The organism is Porphyromonas sp. COT-290 OH860 (assembly GCF_000768935.1).
Taxonomy (GTDB): Bacteria; Bacteroidota; Bacteroidia; order Bacteroidales; family Porphyromonadaceae; genus Porphyromonas.
The window spans coordinates 25,540-46,618 of record NZ_JRAR01000033.1 but is presented as its reverse complement, the minus strand read 5'-3'; the positions used below and the strand labels follow the sequence as shown (position 1 = coordinate 46,618).

The following is a 21,079-nucleotide window of genomic DNA, read 5'->3' as shown; positions in this document are numbered from 1 at the left end:
GCTGTCGAAGCAGGTAGCTTCCGAAAGAGGAAGATTAAATTCACCCCCGAAATACGCAAGAAGGTCAATTTCTATATCGCCGTGGAGCAATGGTCTCCCGAACAAATCTCCGGGTATTGCACTCAAAATAAGATTCCTATTATAGGGAAGTCTCGTATCTATGAGTATATCCATGAGGACAAAAATATGGGAGGAGATCTATGGAAGCATACGCGACATGCCCTAAAGAAACGTAAGACCCCTAAACTTGTTACAAGCCCCAAGCAGCTCAATAAAAAGAGCATTGAGCAGAGAGATCCTATTGTGCAAAATAAGGGGAGAATAGGAGACTGGGAGATGGATCTTATTNTTACAAGCCCCAAGCAGCTCAATAAAAAGAGCATTGAGCAGAGAGATCCTATTGTGCAAAATAAGGGGAGAATAGGAGACTGGGAGATGGATCTTATTGTCGGGGCACACAATCAAGATGTCATACTGACAATGGTAGAAAGAGTCACCGGATACGGGATGATTCGAAAACTCAAGCATGGCAAGAATGCCAAGAAACTAGCTATACTTGTCAGCAAAGAAATGAAGGGGGTAGCAAGAAGAGGGCTACTGAAGACCATTACCACGGACAACGGGACCGAATTCTCTAGTTATGAAATTATTGAGAAGGCGCTCAAAGTGCCTGTATACTTTGCCCATCCCTACTGCTCTACAGATAAACCTCATGTCGAATTATTCAATAAACTCGCAAGACAATACATTCCTAAGAAGATGGATTTCAAGCAAATAAGTCAAGATATGTGTATCAAAATACAACACAAAATTAATCGAAGACCCAGAAAACGGCTAGGATACCTAACGCCAAGCCAAGTTTTAGGACTAACTTAGATCAACATTGTTGCGCTGGAAGGAGGAATGTGCACAATCGAAGACCCAGAAAACGGCTAGGATACCTAACGCCAAGCCAAGTTTTAGGACTAACTTAGATCAACATTGTTGCGCTGGAAGGAGGAATGTGCAGCTCTGTTTGGGAGCTCTGGAGATTTGGAATATTTTGGTAACTTTGACTCTTCATTGCGACTAGATCAGTATGACGAGATTTGTATTATCCATATTAACAACCCTCTTCCTCTTTGTGTCTTCTGGCATAGCCATAAGCTCGCACTACTGCATGGGCAGACTTGTAGAGGTTGCCTTGGGAGGTGTGCAGGATACCGATGGTTGCTGTGCCGTCGCCGATGAGTCGGCCAGTTGCTGCTCTAGTCAATTCTACTTCTTGAAGCTCACGATCGACCAGAACAAGGAATGTAGCCCCGAGGTGAACTTGACGCCTTCGGTAACCAATCTCTTCGCCTACCTATGGCGATATACAAGCTCTCTCGAGGTCAATCAATACTACAGAAGCCAAGCCCCGCCTTTTGAGGCGACTAGGCAGAGCCAGAGCCCACACTTTATCCTCTATCGCAAGCTCATCATTTAGCAGTTTGTATCCTTTTTAGACTTTTATCGCTTGCATTGCTTCGACTGGCTTAGGCTTGTCGAGGTATGTCGCTCACTCTATGCCTATCACGACTTGGAGGCAGTAGGGTTGTGATGAGCCTTGGCGTAGTCTCGTATCGCTACTCGAGGTTGGCTATTGGCTTAGCCCCTTGGGCTGAGACGGTGCCGCCGAAGCTACCCAAGCTCTCTTGTTCATTGACCGACTAAATAAATACATAATTATGCTAGATAGATTAATTCGTTATTTCCTAGAGAATAGGCTCATAACGACATTACTGCTGATTTTGATCGTGGTCTGGGGGATCTCAACGGCTCCGTTCAATTGGCACGCAGGAGTTATCCCACGCAATCCAATCCCCGTAGACGCCATTCCTGATATTGGGGATAATCAGCAGATTGTAGCCACGGAGTGGATGGGGCGTTCGCCCAAGGATATTCAAGACCAAATCACCTATCCGCTCACGACTTCGCTTTTGGGTATCCCGGGGGTGAAGACTATTCGCAGCTCATCGATGTTTGGCATGTCGTTTATCTACATCATTTTTGACGATGATGTGGAGTTCTATTGGAGCCGCTCACGCATTTTGGAGAAGCTCAACTCCCTGCCCTCTGGTACGCTGCCCGATGGGGTTCAGCCCTCTCTCGGGCCAGATGCCACGGCTCTCGGGCAGATCTATTGGTACACGCTCGAGGGCAGAGATCCCAAGACTGGTAAGCCTACGGGAGGCTGGGACGCCGAGGAGCTACGTACGGTGCAGGACTTCTACGTCAAGTACGCACTCTCATCTGCCGAGGGAGTTGCCGAGGTGGCCTCGGCTGGTGGCTTCGTCAAGGAGTATCAGATAGATCTCAACCCCGATGCTATGTACCGCTTCAACATCTCGGTTATGGACGTTATGGGCGCCATACAGAAGAGCAACCTAGACATAGGGGCAGAAACAATGGAGATCAACAAGGTCGAGTATCTCATCCGAGGGCTTGGGTATATCAAGAGTATCTCGGATATTGAGCAGACTGTGGTGGCCGTGCGTGAGGGTGTCCCGGTGCGTATCTCGGATATTGCCTTCGTCAATATAGGCCCTAGTACTCGCCGTGGTGGGCTCGACAAAGAGGGCGTAGAGGCCGTGGGAGGCGTGGTTATAGCACGCTATGGCTCCAATCCTCTAGAGGTCATAGACCATGTCAAGAGCAAAATCAAGGAGATGGACTCTGGCTTGCCTCAGAAGACGTTAGCCGATGGCACCGTGTCCAAGGTGTCCATAGTCCCTTTCTACGACCGTACAGGTTTGATCCGAGAAACAATCGGTACGCTCGAGACGAGCCTCTCGCACGAGGTGTTGATCTGCATCATCGTCATCATTGTACTGGTGCTCAACCTCCGTGCTTCTATCGTCATCGCCAGTATGCTACCTATCGCTGTGTTGGGTACATTTATTCTGATGAGGTACACAGGTGTTGAGGCCAACATAATGGCCCTATCGGGGATCGCGATCGCCATCGGTGTGGTGGTCGATGTCGGTGTCGTTTTCGTTGAGAGTATCATACGCTATCTGGAGCTACCCGAGTATGCAGGTCGTACTAGGGGCAAGACTCTCTTACGTGTTATCTCACTAGCCGTTTCGGAGGTTTCGGGTGCTATAACCACGGCGATGATTACCACCATTGTGAGTTTCCTACCTGTATTCGCTATGCAGGCTCAGGAGGGTAAGATGTTCGCTCCGCTGGCCTATACCAAGACTTATGTACTCGCTACGGCCTTCTTGCTGGGGTTGGTCTTGCTCCCTACTCTGGCCTATTGGGTGTTCTCGGTGCGGATCAACTCTAGGCTACTGCGCAGGGTACTCAACTATCTCCTCATCGTCCTTGGTCTAGGGCTCTTTGTTGCCTATCTGAGCTTGCCAGCCCTTGGGCTCATCGCAGTGGGGGTAAACAACCTTTTGGCACATCGCTGGAGTCACCCAAATAGAGCCAACCATATTAATATAGGTATTGCCCTGCTGGTGGCTACCTACTACCTCTCGGTCGAATGGCTACCTATGGGGGCTGATAGTGGTGGGCTCCTCAACTTCTTATTTGTGGCTGGGTGTATCGCTTTCATTCTCGTGTTGCTGTGGCTGTTGGTCATCTACTATGAGCGCATCTTGCGCTGGTGCTTGGCCAATAGATGGAAGTTTATGATCATACCCATAGCCACCGTAGTGAGCGGATTGCTCATTTGGCGCAATATGGGGCAGGAGTTCATGCCTAGCCTCAACGAGGGGTCTTTCCTGCTCATGCCAACGAGTATGCCTCACACTGGGATAGAGCAGAACCTAGAGTATGTAGAGCAGCTAGATAGGCGACTAGCCTCTATCCCAGAGGTCGAGGTCGCTATCGGCAAGTGGGGGCGTGTGAACTCTGCACTTGACCCAGCTCCCGTACAGATGTTTGAGAACACCATTAACTATCGCCCCGAGTATATCTTGGACGAGAATGGCCACCGCAGGCGATTTAAGGTAGATAGTGACGGAGCCTTCGTCCTCAAGAGTGGACAGACCTACAATCCCCAAGACGGATATAGGCTGATATCATCGGATAGTCTAGTCCCTGATGCTAGAGGAGCCTACTTTCGTCAGTGGCGTCCGGAGATTAAAAATGCCAACGATATATGGCAGCAGATTATTGATGTGAGCAATCTGCCCGGGCTTACCTCTGCTCCCAAGCTACAACCCATAGAGGCTCGTCTGGTTATGCTCTCCACCGGTATGCGTGCACCCATGGGTGTGAAGGTCTATGGCCCCGATCTGGAGGCTATTGAGCAGGGAGGTAAGGCTATCGAGCAGGCTCTCAAGTCAGCACCGTCGGTTGTTGCCTCATCGGTTTTCTACGACAGAGCAGTAGGAGCACCCTACTTAGAGATCAAGCTAAACAGAGAGAGTATGGCTCGCTACGGTGTGCCAGTGGCCGACTTACAGGAGGTACTTAGCGCCGCAGTAGGTGGTATGGCGCTCTCTCGCACGGTCGAGGGGCGTGAGCGGTTCCCTATTCGTCTGCGCTATGCACGAGAGCTTAGGGATAGCCCCGAGGCACTATCAATGCTTCTTATCCCCACGGCTACAGGAGCTCAGGTACCACTCCGAGAGCTGGCCGATATTGAGTATTCTCGTGGGGCTCAGATGATACAGAGCGAGGACACATTCTTGGTTGGCTATGTCATCTTCGACAAAGAAGCCGATCGAGCCGAGGTCGATGTTGTAGAGCAGGCCGATGCCTTCTTGCAGGAGAAGATACGTTCAGGAGAGCTGGTATTGCCCAAGGGCGTGTCCTATAAGTTTGCTGGCAACTACGAGCAGCAGCAGCGTGCTACTGATAGGCTTATGATCGTGGTGCCTCTGGCTCTACTGATCGTGCTCCTCGTGCTCTACGCCCAGTTCAAGACGGTCACGGCTTCGCTCATTCATTTCTCAGGGGTATTCGTTGCCTTCTCGGGTGGCTTCATGCTCTTGTGGCTATATGGTCAACCTTGGTTTATGAATTTTAGTATCGCAGGCGAGAACATTCGAGATCTGTTTCAGATGGCTCCTATCAATCTCAGCGTTGCCGTTTGGGTGGGTTTCATTGCTCTCTTTGGTATCGCCACCGACGATGGGGTTCTGATGGGGACATATATTCACCAAGTCTTCCAGCAAAGACAGCCCCGCACCAAGGACGATATTCGTGAGGCTGTCGTAGAGGCAGCGCTCAAGCGTGTTCGCCCTGCAGCGATGACTACTGCCACTACGCTCATAGCTTTACTGCCAGTGCTTACCTCGACGGGTAAGGGCGCTGATGTGATGATCCCGATGGCCATACCCACTTTTGGTGGTATGCTCATTCAGTCGATGACTATGTTTGTAGTCCCAGTATTACAATGCTGGTGGAGAGAGCAGGTAGAGGGACGACTAGCCAAGCAACAAATCAAACAACAAGACGGAAATAACGATGAACAATAAATATATATGTAGGGTTATGGCACTACTCTCTGTGGCGGTGCTCTCTAGCCCGATGAGGGCTGGGACTGAAGTACAGCCCGATAGTCTCCCCCATTACTTGGAGTTGGCCGCCCGCAGCAATCCTCAGCTACAAGCGGATCTAGCGCTCTACAAGGCCTCTGTCGAGAAACTACCACAGGCTGGAGCCTATCCAGATCCAGAGCTAGAGCTCGGGGTATTTCCCAAGCCGATGCACACACTCATGGGTAAGCAAGTGGCAGATCTAACTCTGATGCAGATGTTCCCTTGGTTTGGGGTGCGCCAAGCCGCCCGAGCAGAATCGGAGCAAATGGCGAAAATGGCGTATGAGCAGTTTAGGGAGCGTAGAGATAATATATGGTATCAAGTCAAGGCTCAGTGGTATGAGCTCTGTGGCCTTGGTGAGCGGTACAAGGCTGTGCAGAGCCATATAGACCTGCTGCATCAGCTCGAGCAACTCGCCTTAGGGCGTTTTTCTGCAGCTGGTGTGCAGACTGCGGGTTCATCTTCAGCTAGCCCTCCTCGCTCTGTGTGGCAGTCGGCCTCTACTTCACCTGCTAGCTCTACGGATATGGGAGGTATGCCGGGTATGTCTGGTGGCATGAGGGGAGTGTCTTCCGCACCTATGACCTCTGGAGCCAATGCCATGCCTCAGATGTCTGGCTCTGGAGCAATGAGTATGTCCTCGGGCAGTATGGCGGACGTCGTACGCATTCAGCTAGAGCGAGCCGAGCTGGAGCATGAGCTCCTAGACTTGCTCTCTAGGCGCCGGGCAGCTGAAGCCAAATTTAATACCTTACTTAACCGTTCGGTAGAGAGCTCTGTAGCTTTAGCCGACACTCTCGAGCGGCGTACCTTGCCCGATCGAGCGGCTGGCCTGCTCGATAGCCTCCTAGAAAATAATCCTATGGTGGCGATGCTCAAGTCGGAGGCTCGAGCATACAGAGCCAAAGCCAGGATGGACCGATTGATGAGCTACCCGATGATTGGCCTCGGATTACAGTATAGTATGGTGGCTCCGTACGATAAGCCCATTCTAGGCAATCATGGCAATGGACATGATATGCTGATGCCTATGATCAAGGTTAGTCTGCCTATCTTTCGTGGTAAGTATAAGGCTCAGCAAAGAGAGAACAAGCTATACTATCAGGCCTCACAGCTCAAAGAGGCCGAACTACACAATCAGCTACGAGCCGAGTACCTCAATCTGCGTCTAAGGCTAGAGGAGTCGGCACGCAAGTCCGATCTCTATGCGAGGCAGTATGCCTTATCTCAGTCGCTCAGCCGTATCGTGATACAAGAGCTAGTGGCAGGGCGGCAAGGGCTTGCCGATGTGATAGCCCAAGAGCGTCAGCTCGTGGACTATCGGCTCAAGGCTATTGAGGCTGTCGTAGCCTACAATACTTACGTTGCAGCGCTCGAGAAGTTATTATCCATTTCCTTTTAATTTTTACGACAGACAATGAAGACTAGAAATAATATAATGACTAAGAAGTATCTCTACTATCTCCTATTTGCTTTGGGAGGACTTCTTCTCGGGGGGCTACTCTTTGGCTCTCCTACTGGCGGCGCTCACTCGGGGCATAGCCATATAGCGGAGGGAGATACTGCAGACGCTTGGATCTGTTCTATGCACCCACAGATCGTTATGGATAAGCAGGGCAAGTGCCCCATCTGTGCGATGGATCTCATTCCTCGCAAGACCAGCGGAGGGGGAGAGGAACTAGATCCGTCTGCCATACAGCTCTCCGAGGAGGCTATGGCACTTGCCAATGTACATACGACGAGAGTCAGTCTAGAGAGCCCTGCCAAGAGTATCCGTCTTTATGGCAAGATTGTCCCAGACGAGCGTGGGTTGCAGTCGCAGACCGCTCACGTGTCTGGCCGTATCGAGAAGCTGAATATTAAGTTCACGGGAGAAACTGTACGTTTAGGACAAACCTTAGCCACCATTTATTCGCCAGAGCTACTCACAGCACAGCAGGAGCTGCTGCAGGCGGTAGCCATGCAGCAGCCCCAACTAGTTCAGGCCGCCCGAGAGAAACTCCAGCTCTGGCACATCACTTCGCAGCAGATCGATCACATACTACAGTCCAAGCAACTCTCTGCATTCGTGGAGATCAAGGCTACGGCTAGTGGTGTCGTCACGGATAGACGTGTCAATCAAGGCGACTATGTTGCTCAAGGAGCGGTACTATTCGACATCGCCAACCTCTCTCGGCTGTGGGCGGTTTTTGATGCTTTCGAGGGGGATCTGTCTTTCTTGAGCGTTGGCGACTCCATCGGCTTCAAGCTTACGGCTTATCCGGGACGGAAGTATTCTGGCAAGATTTCCTTCATCGACCCTATGATTAATCCAAGTACCCGTACGGCTCGTGTCCGTGTCGATATCGCCAACTCAGGCATGGAACTCAAACCCGAGATGTATGCCATGGCAGAGGTGCAAGCAAAGCTGAGGGAAAATCCGAGTGCTATCATTATCCCTCAGACGGCAGTCCTCTGGACGGGGAAGAGATCTGTGGTGTACGTTCGTCAAAGAGATGCATCTATGCCTACGTTCTTGATGAGAGAGGTTGAGCTGGGGCCTTCTTTGGGTGGAGCGTATGTGGTACTAGATGGCTTGTCCGAGGGAGAGGAAGTGGTAACTAGTGGTGTCTTCGCTCTAGATGCTAGCGCACAGTTAGAGGGCAAGAAGTCGATGATGAATGTAGTGCCTGATTCGGAGCACTCCAAGGAAATTAAGTTCGGAGTGAGAGGCTCGTGCGGTATGTGCAAGGACTTGATAGAGAAGACAGCGCTTGATATTTATGGCGTTGAGGACGCTCGGTGGAGCAAAGATGAGCAGATACTTTACCTGCGCCTCAATACTGCCGTAGCCTCCGAGCAGGCGGTCAGCAAGGCGATTGCCAAGATTGGCTACGATACCGAGTATCATAAGGCGGAGAGCTCTGTCTTTGACCAACTACCCGGTTGTTGTAAGTACGATAGATAGCCCACCAGCAGTATTCTTGTACTACTGGTCTAGGAGTAGTGCCGAGGGGGAGACCTTGGTACTACCCCTATTATCTTGTTTGGCATCGGGGTAAAATGTGGGTTTAGTGGACGAGGCGAGTGTAGCATAAGAGCTGATGCATACCAAAAAGGGTATCTAGAGAGTTACTTAGGTAGTAGAGATTGAGTGCAGAGCTGGAATAATATTTACTAACTTTGTGTCTCAATGTATCCGCACATTTGTCGGGCGGTTTACTTGTGTCGTAACATATAAATATATGAAGTATATATCATCACTCGGTCGGTTGGTACTTGTAGGAGGCTTTATTTGGGCTACACTAGGAGCTGTCGGCTGTGGCTCCAAGTCCGATCCCAAGGTGCAGGAGGTAAAGTTTGTTAATGCTCAGATCCGCAGCTTCTCGATGTCTTCGGAGAAGGATGCAGAGCTATCCAAAGTCTTTTTCTCTATTGAGAACTTCGCTGATACAGGCAAGATAGAGAATAAAAAGCCGCTTGCATACGGCAAGAAAATGGAGAAGATCAAGCTCTCGGTAGGAACAGCAAGTACCGGGACTAAAATATATGTAGCTCTAGGCAACGGAGCTTATGAGGAGTGGAAGGCAGAGAAGGTTTACGACTTCCCCGAGGAGTTGCACGAGCTCAAGGTCAAGGTGAGCATTGGAGATGATCGAGATAAAATAGAGTATGCTTACAATGTCAAATTAAATAAATACAAATTTGATCCCGAAACCATAGTCTGGGCAGACCCCGTGACGACCGTCGGTGACAGACCAAGGTTAGAGCAAGATGCGTATGCCTATGCCATGAAAAGGGTAGATGATGTTTGGGTAGTTGAGGCCACGGCAGGGGAGAATAGGTATTACACTTATCAAGACGGTGTTTTTACTCGAGATATGGGCTATTCAGGGCTGCCCACAGGAGCTACTATTAGGCATATCGAGGAGTATGATAGGAAGCCTTATGCGCTAGCCTCCAATGGTTATGTTTATCGACTATTAGGCAAAGTCTGGCAGCGGATCGAGGCTATCGGTTCGGTTGAGGGACTTCTTGGGGTCTTGCCTCCACGCCTCTCGGCAGAGGAGCCCGATTTGGCTCTCTTAGTGAAGGGTGATGATGGCGAGCTTCGCTTCGCTGTTTATTCGCAGGGCAGGGTTAAAGTGTCTTCTCTAGCTGTTCCCAAGGACTTCCCAAGGGACAATTATCGTGCTTTCTCGGGAGTCAAGAAGTATATAGGCGGGTACCTATATCTGGTCGCTTTAGAGGATCAAGCCATTATCTCTAGAGTACAGCGCAGCGTTTGGTACACAACCAATGGCTTAGACTGGTCACGTATATATACCAACTCCGATGCTGGTACAGTTCATTCGGCTTCGATTTTTAAGACTGATGACCTTATTTATATATTCGAAGCGAGCCCCTCTGTGGGGCTGAGGATTTGGACTTCGGACAATATGGGGCGTACTTGGCGTGAGAACGGCCCCATTGCTAAGCCTAGGGACTTCGCCTCTTTTGCCAATAGACGTGTCCTTGCTTGGGAGCATGCAGTCAATCACAATATTGCTCTCTTGGGGAGTGTAGATACACCTGTCGGCTCTCCTGCTTCTCTGTGGATTGGAGCGCCCAAGAAAGATGAGTATTAAATAAAAACAAGGAGTGAAGTTCGGCTCAAGCCACTGGATACTGCCTCTTTTACTGTGTTGCAGTATCCTGTCGATCCCAACACAGCGCCTCTCTGCTCAGGAGTATGTTTACGAGCTGGGGGGGCGTTTAGGGTCTTCCTACTATATGGGAGATGCTGCACGCCGAGCCTTCGTTACCTCGTATGCTTCAGCCCTATCCTTAATTGGTAGATATAATTCTAACTTCAGATGGGCTTGGACGACAGAGCTTGGATATAGAGGGTTAAGTGGAGATACACGCTATGCCGACAATGTCTTCCCAGAGGGGCGTACAGCTCGGTTTTCTTCGTACCTGCTCAATCTGAGATTGGGAGGAGAGTTTAATTTTTATCCCCTGAGCGACAAGTTTCGTTATCTAGGTACAAGGAGCTTTTCTCCTTATATAGGGGCTGGATTAGCAGGGAGCTTAGCATGGTCGCAGAGTAGGGTAATACCTACTCCTAGCGTCTATTGTGCTCTGGGAGTTAAGTATCGGCTTAGTGCGCGGCTCAGCCTAGAGGCCGAGTGGCAGTGGCAGCACACGTGGAGCGACGGTCTTGATGCGCTGCAAGCAGGGCGTACATGGCTCTCCGATCCGTATCGACTCAATGCCTCGTGGATCAAGAATAGGGATGCTTTTGCCGTCCTTAGTTTAGGGCTTACTTATCAGCTCAAACGTAGGAAACAAGGGCAGTGTGATTAGGTAAAATGTGCTATATTTGGGCATATATACAAGCGATAGGTTCGGGGAAGCCCCCAGTGGAGGCTGCGATAGAAGTTGTCCGCTAGATCCGGAGTAGTATTCGCTTGATGATGAAAGGAACAAATGTAAATAATGACAATAGACAATAGTAGTAATCAAGATTTGAAAGAGCTCAGAATACCTCGCCATGTGGCAATTATCATGGATGGTAATGGCAGGTGGGCCAAGGAGCGAGGCCTTCCTCGTACAGAAGGCCACATCAAGGGGCAGGAGTCGCTCAAGGCCACCCTCAAGGCCGCCGCAGAGTTCGGAGTTGAGGTGCTGACGGTATATGCCTTCAGTACGGAGAACTGGAATCGCCCAGCCGAGGAGGTTGATGCGCTCATGGAGCTTCTTGTGCGGGCTATTCATGCAGAGAGCGCAGAGCTTATTCAAGAGGGTATTCGCTTAGAGGCAATTGGAGATCTCTCTCGTTTGCCTCAGACTGCTTATGAGGCCCTTATGGACTGTATGGCTCAGACTTCTGCAGGCAAGCGTGTTCGTTTGGTGTTAGCACTTAGCTATTCTTCTCGCGACGAGATAGTCCGAGCTATTCGTCGGGCTGTTGCTTTACAAGCCTCGGGCGCTCTCACGAGCCAAGACATAACGGAGGAGGCATTCTCTGCTCTGCTTGATACGGCCAATCTTCCAGAGTTAGACCTTATGATCCGCACTGGAGGCGAGGAACGTATTAGTAACTTCTTGCTTTGGCAGGCCGCCTATGCCGAGCTATACTTCAGCAGTGTTTATTGGCCTGACTTTGGCAGAGAGCCTTTGCTAGAAGCTATCCGAGCATATAGCGATCGTGAGCGACGCTTCGGTAAGACAAGCGAACAGATACAGCTTGGCGACGATTAAGCTAAGATTACTACACAATGAAATAGACCCATACCAACGATGTATAGACGCCTATCACTAAGCCTAGCCGTAGGCTTCCTCTCAATCGCTTCATTGGCGGCACAAGTTAGGTCTACCGTAGAGGTCGATACGCTCAGCCTACAAGGCGTACGTATTGACAACCCCGAGGTAGAATACACACGCCCTGTTTCCAAAATTATTGCCGACGTTAAGATTACGGGAGCACCTAGCTACGACGAGTTTGTCCTCAAGAGCCTCTCTTCACTTGCCGTGGGCGAACGTATCGATATCCCGGGACTGGCACTCACCGATGCTGTCAAGCGGTATATGCAGTATGGCTATTTTGCCAATGCCAAGATCCTCATCACCAAGTATGTGGGTGACTACGCTTGGATTGAGATACAGCTTGTGGAGAATCCTCGTATTGGCAAAGTAACCTACACAGGTATCGGCAAGAGTGATCGGGAGGAACTTGAGAAGCGCATTGGTCTACGCAAGGGAATGCAGAGCTCGCCCAATGTTTTTGATCGTACTCGTCAGCTCATTAAGAAGTATTTCGACGAGAAGGGCTACCGTGAGATGAAGCTCACGATCAATCAGCAACCTTCGACCGAGGAGAAGAACTTCATTGATTTGATCATTCATATCGACAAGAGTGGTAAGACGAAAATCAAGAATATCATCTTCGAAGGCAACGAAGCGCTGACAGATCATCAGCTACGTATGGCGATGAAGAAAACTAATGAAACTTTCTCGACCAAAAGACTCTGGACAAGTATTTTGGAAATCTTCCAGCCAAAGAAGCTAGTTGATGCAGAGCTTGAGAATGACTTACAGAATCTACTCAAGCGCTACCACCAAGCAGGCTATAGAGATGCTGAGATCGTATCCGATAGCATCGTACGTCTACAAGATGGTAGCCGCAAGGTAGATCTACATATTAAACTGCATGAGGGGAATAAGTACTATATCAAGGATATTCGCTTCGTAGGCAATACTAAATACAATGCCGAGGTGCTCAACCATTTGCTCGGCGTGAAGGCTGGAGATTTGTACGACCAGAAGCGTCTAGAGGATCGTCTGCAGGTGGACGAAGATGCGGTGAGCAATTTGTACTATAACAATGGCTATATCTTCGCAGCTATTGATCCTGTAGAAACGAGTGTCGTAGGCGATTCTGTTTCGCTAGATATTCGCATCACAGAGGGACCACAGGCAACGATCAATAAGGTAAAGATTAGTGGTAATGACATCGTCTACGAAGATGTTGTGCGCCGTGAGCTATATACCAAGCCGGGCAGACTGTTTAGTAAGGAGGATTTGATGAACTCGTATCGACTGATCAACCAGATCGGTCACTTCGATGCTGAGAAATCTCTCCCAAAGACTGTGCCTGACCCAGCCAATGGTACTGTCGATATTGAGTATGACCTTGTACCTAAGAGCAACGACCAGCTTAATCTCTCGATCGGGTGGAGCCAGTCTGGTCTGATTGGTTCGGCAGGTTTTACTTTCTCCAACTTCTCAATCAAGAACCTTTTCCGCCCAAGCATGTACAAGGGGATTATCCCACAGGGCGACGGACAGAAATTGTCTATCAATGTCCAGTCTAATGCTCGTTACTATCATCAAGCTAGCTTGTCTTTCAGCGATCCTTGGTTTGGTGGTAAGCGTCCAAACCTCTTTAGTGTAAGTGCATTTTACTCGCACTCCACTGCCATTGACCAGAGGTATTACAGCAATCAGGTCAATAGCTACATGCTTAATAATCCATATTACCTCGGTGGCTATGGCTACGGTAATGGCTATGGCTACGGAGGCTACGGAGGTTATGGTGCAGGCTATGGCTATGGAGGTTCCAGTGCAATCTATGAGAGTGCCTATGACTCGGACAAGAGCCTCACCACTCTTGGGCTAACTATTGGTAATGGGCGACGCCTCAACTGGCCGGATAACTGGTTCCAAGTGTATGGAGCGCTCAACTACACCCACTACAGACTGAATAACTGGATCTATTACACGTTTGGCAACTTCCACCATGGTAGAGCCAACGACATCAACCTTGAGCTTCGTCTAGAGCGCAACTCCATCGACAATCCTATCTATACACGCAGAGGCTCTGAGTTTAGTGTTGCGCTTAATCTGACGCCTCCTTACTCGGCGTTTGATGGTAAAGACTACAGTGACCCTGCGCTCTCGGAGGCCGATCGCTACCGCTTTATTGAGTATCACAAGTGGCGTTTCTCTGGTAAGGTGTTCTTGCCGCTGCTCAATCCGCTTACCGTTAAGCGTACCCCTGTGCTCATGGCACGTATGGACGGGGGTATAATCAGTAGCTATAACAAGCACAAGCGCTCACCTTTTGGCACATACTACATGGGTGGTGATATGATGAGTGGGCAGTATGCCGGCTTTACGAATGAAACTATCAGCCTGCGTGGCTATCGTAATGGCTCGATCGCAGGTGCCGACTATGACTATGCTTACTCATACTTCCGCACGACTCTCGAATTGAGATATCCGCTCATCTTCGAGCAGTCCACTACGATTTGGGTACTTGGCTTTCTAGAGGCTGGTAATGCGTGGAGAGATAATAGTCGCTACAATCCGTTTGACCTCAAGCGTTCGGCTGGGGTAGGGGTGCGCATCATGCTACCTATGGTTGGTCTTCTCGGTATCGATTGGGCATACGGCTTCGACCGTCCTAGCCCGCTCTCGAGAGAGCGTGGTGGCAGCAATGTACACTTTGTTCTCGGCCGTGATATCTAGTAAGCAAGATATTTGCTACATTTGACATTCGGAATACAATAATTTTAACTTTTCTAGAGTTATTCACTAAAAAAGATGTCCGTTATGAAGAAGAATCTATTTGCCCTACTGGCCTTGCTTTGGGTGAGCGTAGGATCTGCATCAGCCCAGAAGTTGGCCTTGGTTGATATGGAGTATATATTAGGTAAGATGCCGGCCTATGAAATGATGAACCGACAGCTAGAGGATTTGTCCAAGAAGTGGCAACAGGAGGTTTCGGGGCAGGAAGCAGAGGCTCAGGCTCTCTATAAGAAGTATCAGAGTGATTTGGTTTTCCTCTCGGCAGAGCAGAAGAAGATGCGTGAGGAGGAGATCGTAACGACAGAGAAGGCCGCTTATGAGCTCAAGCGCAAGTACTTCGGCCCAGAGGGTGAGTTGATGAAGCGTCGTGAGAGCTTGATGAAGCCTATCCAAGACGAAGTTTGGAAGAGCCTCAAAGAGCTTGCTCTAGCGCAAGGTTATCACGTGATCATAGACAAGGCAAGCAGCAAGATCGTCTACGCAGACCCCTCAGTAGACGTCAGCGCCATTGTATTGCAGAAAATGGGATTTGGAAAATAATCCCTATCTTTGATCGCATTGTTTTTTGATAAATCCAAACAAATAAATTAAATAGGACAACAACGATGAGAAAGATTTTGATGGCTCTGCTCCTTGCACTACCACTCACAGTGCTTGCACAGCAGAAGATCGCAGTGGTAAATACTCAGGAGATCATGACCTCTCTTCCAGAGGTAAAGGCTGCCGAAGACAAGATCCAAGAGCTAGCTAAGAAGTATAATGTTGAGATCCAGAGCATGCAAGATGCGTATAAGGCCAAGGTTGAAGCTTTCGTCAAGGAACGTGAGCAGCTTCTGGAGGCTATCCGTGCGAGCCGTCAGCAAGAAATTCAGGGCCTAGAGGAGCGTATCCAAGCATCTTATCAGGCTATGCAGGAGCAACTACAGAAGGAGCAGCAGAAGCTATTGGCTCCTATCCAAACCAAGGTTGCTGCTGCAATCAAGAAAATAGCCGATGCCGATGCTTGTACGTATGTACTAGAGGCTGGGGTGATGCTACATGTAGGCAAAGACGCTGTTGATATTACTGACAAGGTGAAGGTAGACCTAGGAGTTAAGCCTACTGCAGCTGCTAAGCCTGCAGCTGGCCGCTAGTCGATAGCTCCAACAACAAAAAGTCATAGAGGGGGAAGGCAATAGCTATTTGCGTTCCTCCTTATTGTTTTCATATTTAACTATAAGATTATGATCAAGCAGTTGCTGAGCTTTGCTCTTACTTTGCTCATGGGTGTATTTCTGTGGGGGTGTGGGCTCTCTAGTAAGGCCCTCAAGCTCTCCCAAGGAATGACGATGCAGCAAGTCCTAGCTGTTATGGGTTCGCCCGATCATCGTAGGTTCAATAGTAATCAGGAGGAATGGGAGTATCGTGAAACGATTGGTGAGAAGATGAATGTATTGATTGTCACCTTCGTCGGGCAGCGTGTGGATAAGCTCGACTCGTACGATATGCCTGCTCCAGAGCACGAACCAATCCCACCGACCTACGACCCGGGGGCGCCTAGACCTCAGATAACAATCCCCTTACCAATTCCCGAAGAGGTGTATCCGCCCAGCTATCCACCTAGGGGAGGCTACCCAGATAGACCGATGATTGACGAGCGTTGGTTCGCCGACTTCTACAACCATCTCAAGCGTACGCCCTTCCCACGTGAGCGTAGAGATATGATCGCCAGTGCGACTCTAGAGAGATACTTTACCGTCGAGCAGAGCTGTAGACTGCTCTCGCTTTATGCCCACGAAGACGACAGGCTAGATATTCTCCGTTTGCTCTCTGGGCGGATTGTAGACTTGGAGTATGCCGATCGTATCTTGGAGATGTTCCGATATCGTAGTAGCAGAGAGAAAGCTCGCTCACTACTGATCCCTCCACGAGGCCGATATGGGACTCTAGAGGGAAGACCAGCCGACCCGAGGTTGGTGATTGATGAGCGCTGGTTCGAGGATTTCTACCAGAGAGTCAAGGCTAAGACTTTTAGTGATGATAAGCTAGAGTACATCTCTGTGGCTGCTCATACTCGTTTCTTTACAGTACATCAGGTGTCGAGGTTGATGAAGCTCTACACCTTCGATGACGATCGCCTCAAGGTGCTGGGGCTATTGGCTCGCCGCATTGTTGATATGGAGAATGCAGATCGACTACTGGATCTATTCACTTTCAGTAGTGGCAGAGCTGAGGCTCGGAAGCATTTAGGCTTGTAGCTCAGAGTATAAATTAGGAAGGCGGTGTATCGAATGCATAGTTCGGTACACCGCCTTCTTATTTTGTTGCCTCTGTCTAGCGATGTTTGTACATCTGCTCAAAGGGGATACGCACACGATCGCCCCAGATCCCTCTAGGATCTCTGATGCCACAGCTGACGATCATACCTATCTCGGCTCCGCTGGGGAGGTTGAGCAGACGGCGAACACGCAGACTATCAAAGCCGCCTATGGGGCAAGTATCATAGCCCGCCTCTGCCATTGCGATGATGAAGGTCTGTGCGACCATGCCGCAGCTTTGATGCACCGATACACGTACATCGGCCTCCGACACCTGCCGGATCATTGGTCGAAATAGTCCGATGCATTGTGCGAATGATTTGCGTATCACTCCCCAGATCCCCAAGCAACGTGAGTTGAGCAGAGGCATCACCCGACCGTAATAGAGCTCCCAGCGCTTGAGGCGATGCTCTTGTCTGTCCTGTGGGCTATTGAGCTTTACATTCTCTCGTTCGTAGGCGAGCATCGCTTTGGCTCTCGCTCTATGTAGGTCTTGGCGTGCTACGAAGACAACCATTTGCTGAGCGGTGCTGGCTGCTCCTTGTCCGAAACAAGCCACTGCAAGCTGACCGAGTAGGGCTTTGTCTGTGACATGATACACCTCGTAGAGTTGCATATTGGAGCTTGTAGGCGAGAGCTGGGCTAGCTTGATGCACTCACGTACACGCTCGGTGTCGATGGGCTGATCGCTATATCGCCGAGTAGCACGGCGAAACTCCAGTATTTCTTTTAGGCTTTTCATTTTTTGCTTGATTATTAAGTGCAAATCTATCTATAAACAATGATCCTCTTTATCTCCCAATAGGGTGGCGAGATAAAGAGGATACGTAATTGATACCGCTTTTTTACTTCGTGAGCAGCTCAATCAAGGCCTCTTCCGTGAGGCTAGCTTGCTCGCCTGTGAGCATATTCTTGACCGTTAGTGCTCCACTGCGGAGCTCATCTTCGCCTACGAGAGCCACATAGCCTATATTCATGCTATTGGCATAGCTCATTTGCTTCTTGAGTTTGGTGCTCTCTGGGAAGAGCTCGCAGCGCACACCAGCACGGCGTAGGCGAGCGACTATGGGGACTAGGCTACGGGCCTCGGAGGCTCCGAAATTGACGAAGAGGATCTGTGTGCCAGTGCTACTAGCGTCTGGGAATAGCCCAAGCTCCGCCATCACGTCATATATCCGGTCAGCTCCAAAGGAGATGCCCACACCGCTGAGCCCTTGCAGCCCGAAGATACCCGTTAGGTCGTCGTAGCGCCCACCTCCCGAGATGCTGCCGATTGTGGCGTCGATAGCTTTGACCTCTAGGATTGCTCCCGTATAGTACGACAGACCACGTGCTAGGCTAAGGTCTATCTGTACCTCAGTCATGAGCTCTACCGTGTCTAGGTGATCGAGTACGAAGCGCAGCTCCTCAATGCCTTTGAGCCCCTCGTCACTTGTTGCGATGAGGGAGGAGAGCTTATCGAGTTTTTCTTGATTGCTCCCCTCTAGTAGCAGTAGGGGCTCTAGGCGTCCTAGAGTTTCGTCCGAGAATCCTTTTCCTCTAAGTTCCTCCTTGACCTTGTCCAAGCCAATTTTGTCTAGCTTGTCGATCGCCACCGTGATATCAATGAGCCGATCCTCTGCACCTACGGTCTGGGCAATGCCTGCGAGTATCTTGCGGTTGTTGAGTAGTACTCGTGTACGAATGCCTAGACGGCGAAAGACCTCATCTATGATTTGAATTAGCTCTACTTCGTTGATCAAGGAGTCAGAGCCGATTACGTCGGCATCGCACTGATAGAATTCACGGTAGCGCCCCTTCTGTGGCCTATCGGCACGCCAAACGGGCTGTATCTGGTAGCGTCGGAAAGGCATCGTAAGCTCATCACGGTGCATCACTACGTAGCGAGCGAAGGGTACGGTTAGGTCGTAGCGTAGCCCTTTTTCACATAGGCGAGCTGCTAGTTTATGGGGGTTGCGCTCGAGGAGCTCTCCGTCCTCAATACCTTTGAAATAGTCGCCCGAGTTGAGCACCTTGAAGAGAAGTCTATCTCCCTCCTCGCCATACTTACCCATCAGAGTAGATAGGTTCTCCATAGTGGGGGTCTCGATCTGCTGATAGCCGTAGAGGGCATAGACCGAGCGGATAGTATCGAAGATATAGTTGCGACGAGCCATTTCTACGGGGCCGAAGTCGCGCATTCCTTTAGGAATCGTTGGTTTCTGCATATTATCTTTTGGGGAGAGTGATCCTCCGTCTGTATTATTGTTTGCCGAGTACAAAGTTCGGCAATTCGGCTCATTTAGCCAATATCGCTCTATCTCTCGGCTCGAGATAGGACGTAGTATTTGCTCGCCAATGGATTTTTGTCGTCGGCAGGGTATACCTCTTCGTACAGGGACTGCCACTCCGCCCAGTCTATCTCGGGGAAGAAGGTGTCAGCATCGGGGTACTCGGCCTCTACGAGGGTTAGGTATAGCCTATCGGCTCGCTTGACTAGCTGACGATAGATCTCGCCTCCGCCTATGACGAAGACCTCTTCTTGGTTGCCTACGGCTTCTAGAGCTTCCTCCACACTGCCGAATAGCTCTGCTCCGGGGGCCTCCTTGAGGCTTCGGCTGATGACGATGTTGCGCCTATTGGGGAGGGCGCCATTGGGGAGGGATTCCCATGTGCGTCGACCCATCAAGATGCTATGCCCAGTGGTCAGTGACTTGAAGCGTTTGAGGTCTGCGGGCAAGCGCCAGAGCAAATCATTGTTGCGTCCGATAGCTCGGTCTAGAGCCATCGCGACTACTATGGATAGTGTCATAGAGCTCAATGGTTGGTTGGGGTAGGGGCGGGGAGAAGTTGCGTACGGGAGTAGATCTAGACTGATACCGTGGCTGCGATATGTGCATGAGGATCATAACCCTCTAGCCTAAAGTCCTCGAAGCTGAAACTGTCAATATCCTGTATCTCGGGGTTGATCCACATACGAGGTAGGTTACGAGGCTCTCTAGAGAGCTGCGTCTTGACCTGATCTAGGTGGTTGAGGTAGATATGCACATCGCCAAAGGTATGTACAAACTCGCCTGCCTCGAGCCCCGTGACTTGGGCAATCATCATCAGCAGTAAGGCATATGAAGCTACGTTGAAGGGGACGCCAAGGAAGACATCGGCGCTACGTTGGTAGAGCTGTAGGCTTAGGCGCCCATCTCTTACGTAGAACTGCATCAAGCAGTGGCATGGGGCCAGAGCCATGTCGTCTATCTGTGCCACATTCCAAGCCGAGATCATTAGCCTGCGGCTATCGGGGTTGTGCTTGATCTCCTCGATGACCTGCTTGATCTGATCTATGGTTCCGCCTCGATAGTCTGGCCAAGACCTCCACTGTGCCCCATAGACGGGCCCTAGATCTCCATTTGCGTCTGCCCACTCATTCCAGATACGTACCCCTCGCTCCTGCAGATAGCCTACATTGGTATCTCCTCTGAGGAACCATAGTAGCTCATAGATGATACTCTTGAGGTGCAGCTTCTTGGTGGTCAGTAGCGGAAATCCTTTGGCTAGATCAAAACGCATCTGGTAGCCGAAGGTGCTGATCGTGCCAGTGCCAGTCCGATCGCCTTTGGTCTGCCCCTGATCTAGGATATGCGCCAGCAAATCAAGATATTGCTTCATTGATTTCCGTGTCTTTTGTTTCGTTAATACTAGGAACAAAGATAGGCTAATATCACGACTATGTATGTAGGGACTAGATTAGGCAGGTAGAATTTATATTCTGGCTCAGTTTTCAGAATGTTGTTGGGGCGACCCCTCTGAGCTTGGGGCAAAAAGGATAGACCTCATATTTGCCCCCTAGGAGGCCCTAGATCGAGTGCAGCTGTATTTTGGGTATATCACTCGGGCGAGTGCGAAGAGTCGCTTAAATTGTATGTTTTCTAATGATTTGGTTTTTAGATATCTATGAAGATCCTTTTGGCTGATCTGGAGCCTTTGATGCCCACTCAAAGGATTTTCTTCCCATCAATCCTAGACGATTGGTGGGTATATCGTCCGAGATTGGCCCTACAACGCTTCTAGATCTTCCCATTGATTTCGTCTAAACTTTCCCGCAACCCTTATTTGTCTATCCTAAACACAGGTTAGTTGTTTATAGAATATTAACAATTCGTTTATACTATCGGGTTAGGATTATCGGTGGACTGCTGGCTATATAGTCCCTTCGATTCATTTTCTGGGAGT

At 49.9% G+C, this 21,079-nt stretch carries 16 protein-coding genes; 12 read left to right on the top strand and 4 right to left on the bottom strand.

Annotated elements, in window-relative coordinates; translation table 11 throughout:
- The 12 genes from HQ41_RS03640 to HQ41_RS03585 all read left to right on the top strand — a co-directional run.
- A partial coding sequence (locus HQ41_RS03640; RefSeq protein WP_044188039.1) for an IS30 family transposase occupies positions 1-876 on the top strand: 876 nt, incomplete at its 5' end.
- A 202-nt stretch (positions 877-1,078) separates the two neighbouring features.
- A complete protein-coding gene (locus HQ41_RS03635; RefSeq protein ID WP_152567326.1) occupies positions 1,079-1,468 on the top strand; it encodes a hypothetical protein in 390 nt (129 codons plus the stop codon).
- A 241-nt stretch (positions 1,469-1,709) separates the two neighbouring features.
- Positions 1,710-5,459, top strand: coding sequence for an efflux RND transporter permease subunit (locus tag HQ41_RS03630; RefSeq protein ID WP_044188035.1), 3,750 nt, complete (start codon positions 1,710-1,712; stop codon positions 5,457-5,459).
- A complete protein-coding gene (locus HQ41_RS03625; protein WP_081964747.1) occupies positions 5,449-6,924 on the top strand; it encodes a TolC family protein in 1,476 nt (491 codons plus the stop codon). Before HQ41_RS03630 ends, HQ41_RS03625 begins: the two co-directional genes overlap by 11 nt.
- A gap of 15 nt (positions 6,925-6,939) precedes the next feature.
- The gene (locus HQ41_RS03620) at positions 6,940-8,469 is read left to right on the top strand and encodes an efflux RND transporter periplasmic adaptor subunit (RefSeq protein ID WP_044188032.1); all 1,530 of its coding nucleotides are present in this window, start codon (positions 6,940-6,942) and stop codon (positions 8,467-8,469) included.
- A 277-nt stretch (positions 8,470-8,746) separates the two neighbouring features.
- Complete coding sequence (locus HQ41_RS03615) at positions 8,747-10,129, top strand: DUF6242 domain-containing protein (protein ID WP_152567325.1); 1,383 nt, start codon at positions 8,747-8,749, stop codon at positions 10,127-10,129.
- A 13-nt stretch (positions 10,130-10,142) separates the two neighbouring features.
- Complete coding sequence (locus HQ41_RS03610; protein WP_044188029.1) at positions 10,143-10,850, top strand: DUF6089 family protein; 708 nt, start codon at positions 10,143-10,145, stop codon at positions 10,848-10,850.
- A 132-nt stretch (positions 10,851-10,982) separates the two neighbouring features.
- On the top strand, positions 10,983-11,747 hold the full coding sequence (uppS, locus tag HQ41_RS03605; RefSeq protein ID WP_044188027.1) for a polyprenyl diphosphate synthase: 765 nt from the start codon (positions 10,983-10,985) through the stop codon (positions 11,745-11,747).
- A 39-nt stretch (positions 11,748-11,786) separates the two neighbouring features.
- Positions 11,787-14,516 carry an outer membrane protein assembly factor gene (locus HQ41_RS03600; RefSeq protein WP_044188023.1) on the top strand — a complete coding sequence of 910 codons (2,730 nt, stop codon included), beginning with the start codon at positions 11,787-11,789 and terminating at the stop codon, positions 14,514-14,516.
- Positions 14,517-14,600: 84 nt separating this feature from the next.
- Positions 14,601-15,116, top strand: a complete 516-nt coding sequence (locus HQ41_RS03595) for an OmpH family outer membrane protein (protein WP_044188022.1) — start codon at positions 14,601-14,603, stop codon at positions 15,114-15,116.
- A 65-nt stretch (positions 15,117-15,181) separates the two neighbouring features.
- A complete protein-coding gene (locus HQ41_RS03590; protein ID WP_044188020.1) occupies positions 15,182-15,709 on the top strand; it encodes an OmpH family outer membrane protein in 528 nt (175 codons plus the stop codon).
- Positions 15,710-15,799: 90 nt separating this feature from the next.
- Positions 15,800-16,813 carry a DUF4476 domain-containing protein gene (locus tag HQ41_RS03585; RefSeq protein WP_044188018.1) on the top strand — a complete coding sequence of 338 codons (1,014 nt, stop codon included), beginning with the start codon at positions 15,800-15,802 and terminating at the stop codon, positions 16,811-16,813.
- A 76-nt stretch (positions 16,814-16,889) separates the two neighbouring features.
- Here HQ41_RS03585 and HQ41_RS03580 read toward each other — a convergent pair whose 3' ends face one another.
- The 4 genes from HQ41_RS03580 to HQ41_RS03565 all read right to left on the bottom strand — a co-directional run bounded on the left by HQ41_RS03580 (position 16,890) and on the right by HQ41_RS03565 (position 20,515).
- Positions 16,890-17,615, bottom strand: a complete 726-nt coding sequence (locus HQ41_RS03580; protein WP_044188016.1) for a nitroreductase family protein — start codon at positions 17,613-17,615, stop codon at positions 16,890-16,892.
- A gap of 103 nt (positions 17,616-17,718) precedes the next feature.
- The gene (hisS, locus tag HQ41_RS03575) at positions 17,719-19,080 is read right to left on the bottom strand and encodes a histidine--tRNA ligase (protein ID WP_044188041.1); all 1,362 of its coding nucleotides are present in this window, start codon (positions 19,078-19,080) and stop codon (positions 17,719-17,721) included.
- A gap of 89 nt (positions 19,081-19,169) precedes the next feature.
- The gene (locus HQ41_RS03570) at positions 19,170-19,664 is read right to left on the bottom strand and encodes a dihydrofolate reductase (protein WP_044188014.1); all 495 of its coding nucleotides are present in this window, start codon (positions 19,662-19,664) and stop codon (positions 19,170-19,172) included.
- A gap of 56 nt (positions 19,665-19,720) precedes the next feature.
- Positions 19,721-20,515, bottom strand: coding sequence for a thymidylate synthase (locus HQ41_RS03565; protein ID WP_044188012.1), 795 nt, complete (start codon positions 20,513-20,515; stop codon positions 19,721-19,723).
- Positions 20,516-21,079 lie beyond the last annotated feature (564 nt).

What these genes read in the sequence shown, in the direction of transcription:
- HQ41_RS03585 (WP_044188018.1), top strand. Translation starts at nt 15,800, where the DNA reads ATGATCAAGCAGTTGCTGAGCTTTGCTCTTACTTTGCTCATGGGTGTA.
- HQ41_RS03565 (WP_044188012.1), bottom strand. Translation starts at nt 20,515, where the DNA reads ATGAAGCAATATCTTGATTTGCTGGCGCATATCCTAGATCAGGGGCAG.
- HQ41_RS03590 (WP_044188020.1), top strand. Translation starts at nt 15,182, where the DNA reads ATGAGAAAGATTTTGATGGCTCTGCTCCTTGCACTACCACTCACAGTG.
- HQ41_RS03600 (WP_044188023.1), top strand. Translation starts at nt 11,787, where the DNA reads ATGTATAGACGCCTATCACTAAGCCTAGCCGTAGGCTTCCTCTCAATC.
- HQ41_RS03625 (WP_081964747.1), top strand. Translation starts at nt 5,449, where the DNA reads ATGAACAATAAATATATATGTAGGGTTATGGCACTACTCTCTGTGGCG.
- HQ41_RS03570 (WP_044188014.1), bottom strand. Translation starts at nt 19,664, where the DNA reads ATGACACTATCCATAGTAGTCGCGATGGCTCTAGACCGAGCTATCGGA.
- HQ41_RS03580 (WP_044188016.1), bottom strand. Translation starts at nt 17,615, where the DNA reads ATGAAAAGCCTAAAAGAAATACTGGAGTTTCGCCGTGCTACTCGGCGA.
- HQ41_RS03615 (WP_152567325.1), top strand. Translation starts at nt 8,747, where the DNA reads ATGAAGTATATATCATCACTCGGTCGGTTGGTACTTGTAGGAGGCTTT.
- HQ41_RS03595 (WP_044188022.1), top strand. Translation starts at nt 14,601, where the DNA reads ATGAAGAAGAATCTATTTGCCCTACTGGCCTTGCTTTGGGTGAGCGTA.
- HQ41_RS03630 (WP_044188035.1), top strand. Translation starts at nt 1,710, where the DNA reads ATGCTAGATAGATTAATTCGTTATTTCCTAGAGAATAGGCTCATAACG.
- HQ41_RS03620 (WP_044188032.1), top strand. Translation starts at nt 6,940, where the DNA reads ATGAAGACTAGAAATAATATAATGACTAAGAAGTATCTCTACTATCTC.
- uppS (WP_044188027.1), top strand. Translation starts at nt 10,983, where the DNA reads ATGACAATAGACAATAGTAGTAATCAAGATTTGAAAGAGCTCAGAATA.
- HQ41_RS03635 (WP_152567326.1), top strand. Translation starts at nt 1,079, where the DNA reads ATGACGAGATTTGTATTATCCATATTAACAACCCTCTTCCTCTTTGTG.
- hisS (WP_044188041.1), bottom strand. Translation starts at nt 19,080, where the DNA reads ATGCAGAAACCAACGATTCCTAAAGGAATGCGCGACTTCGGCCCCGTA.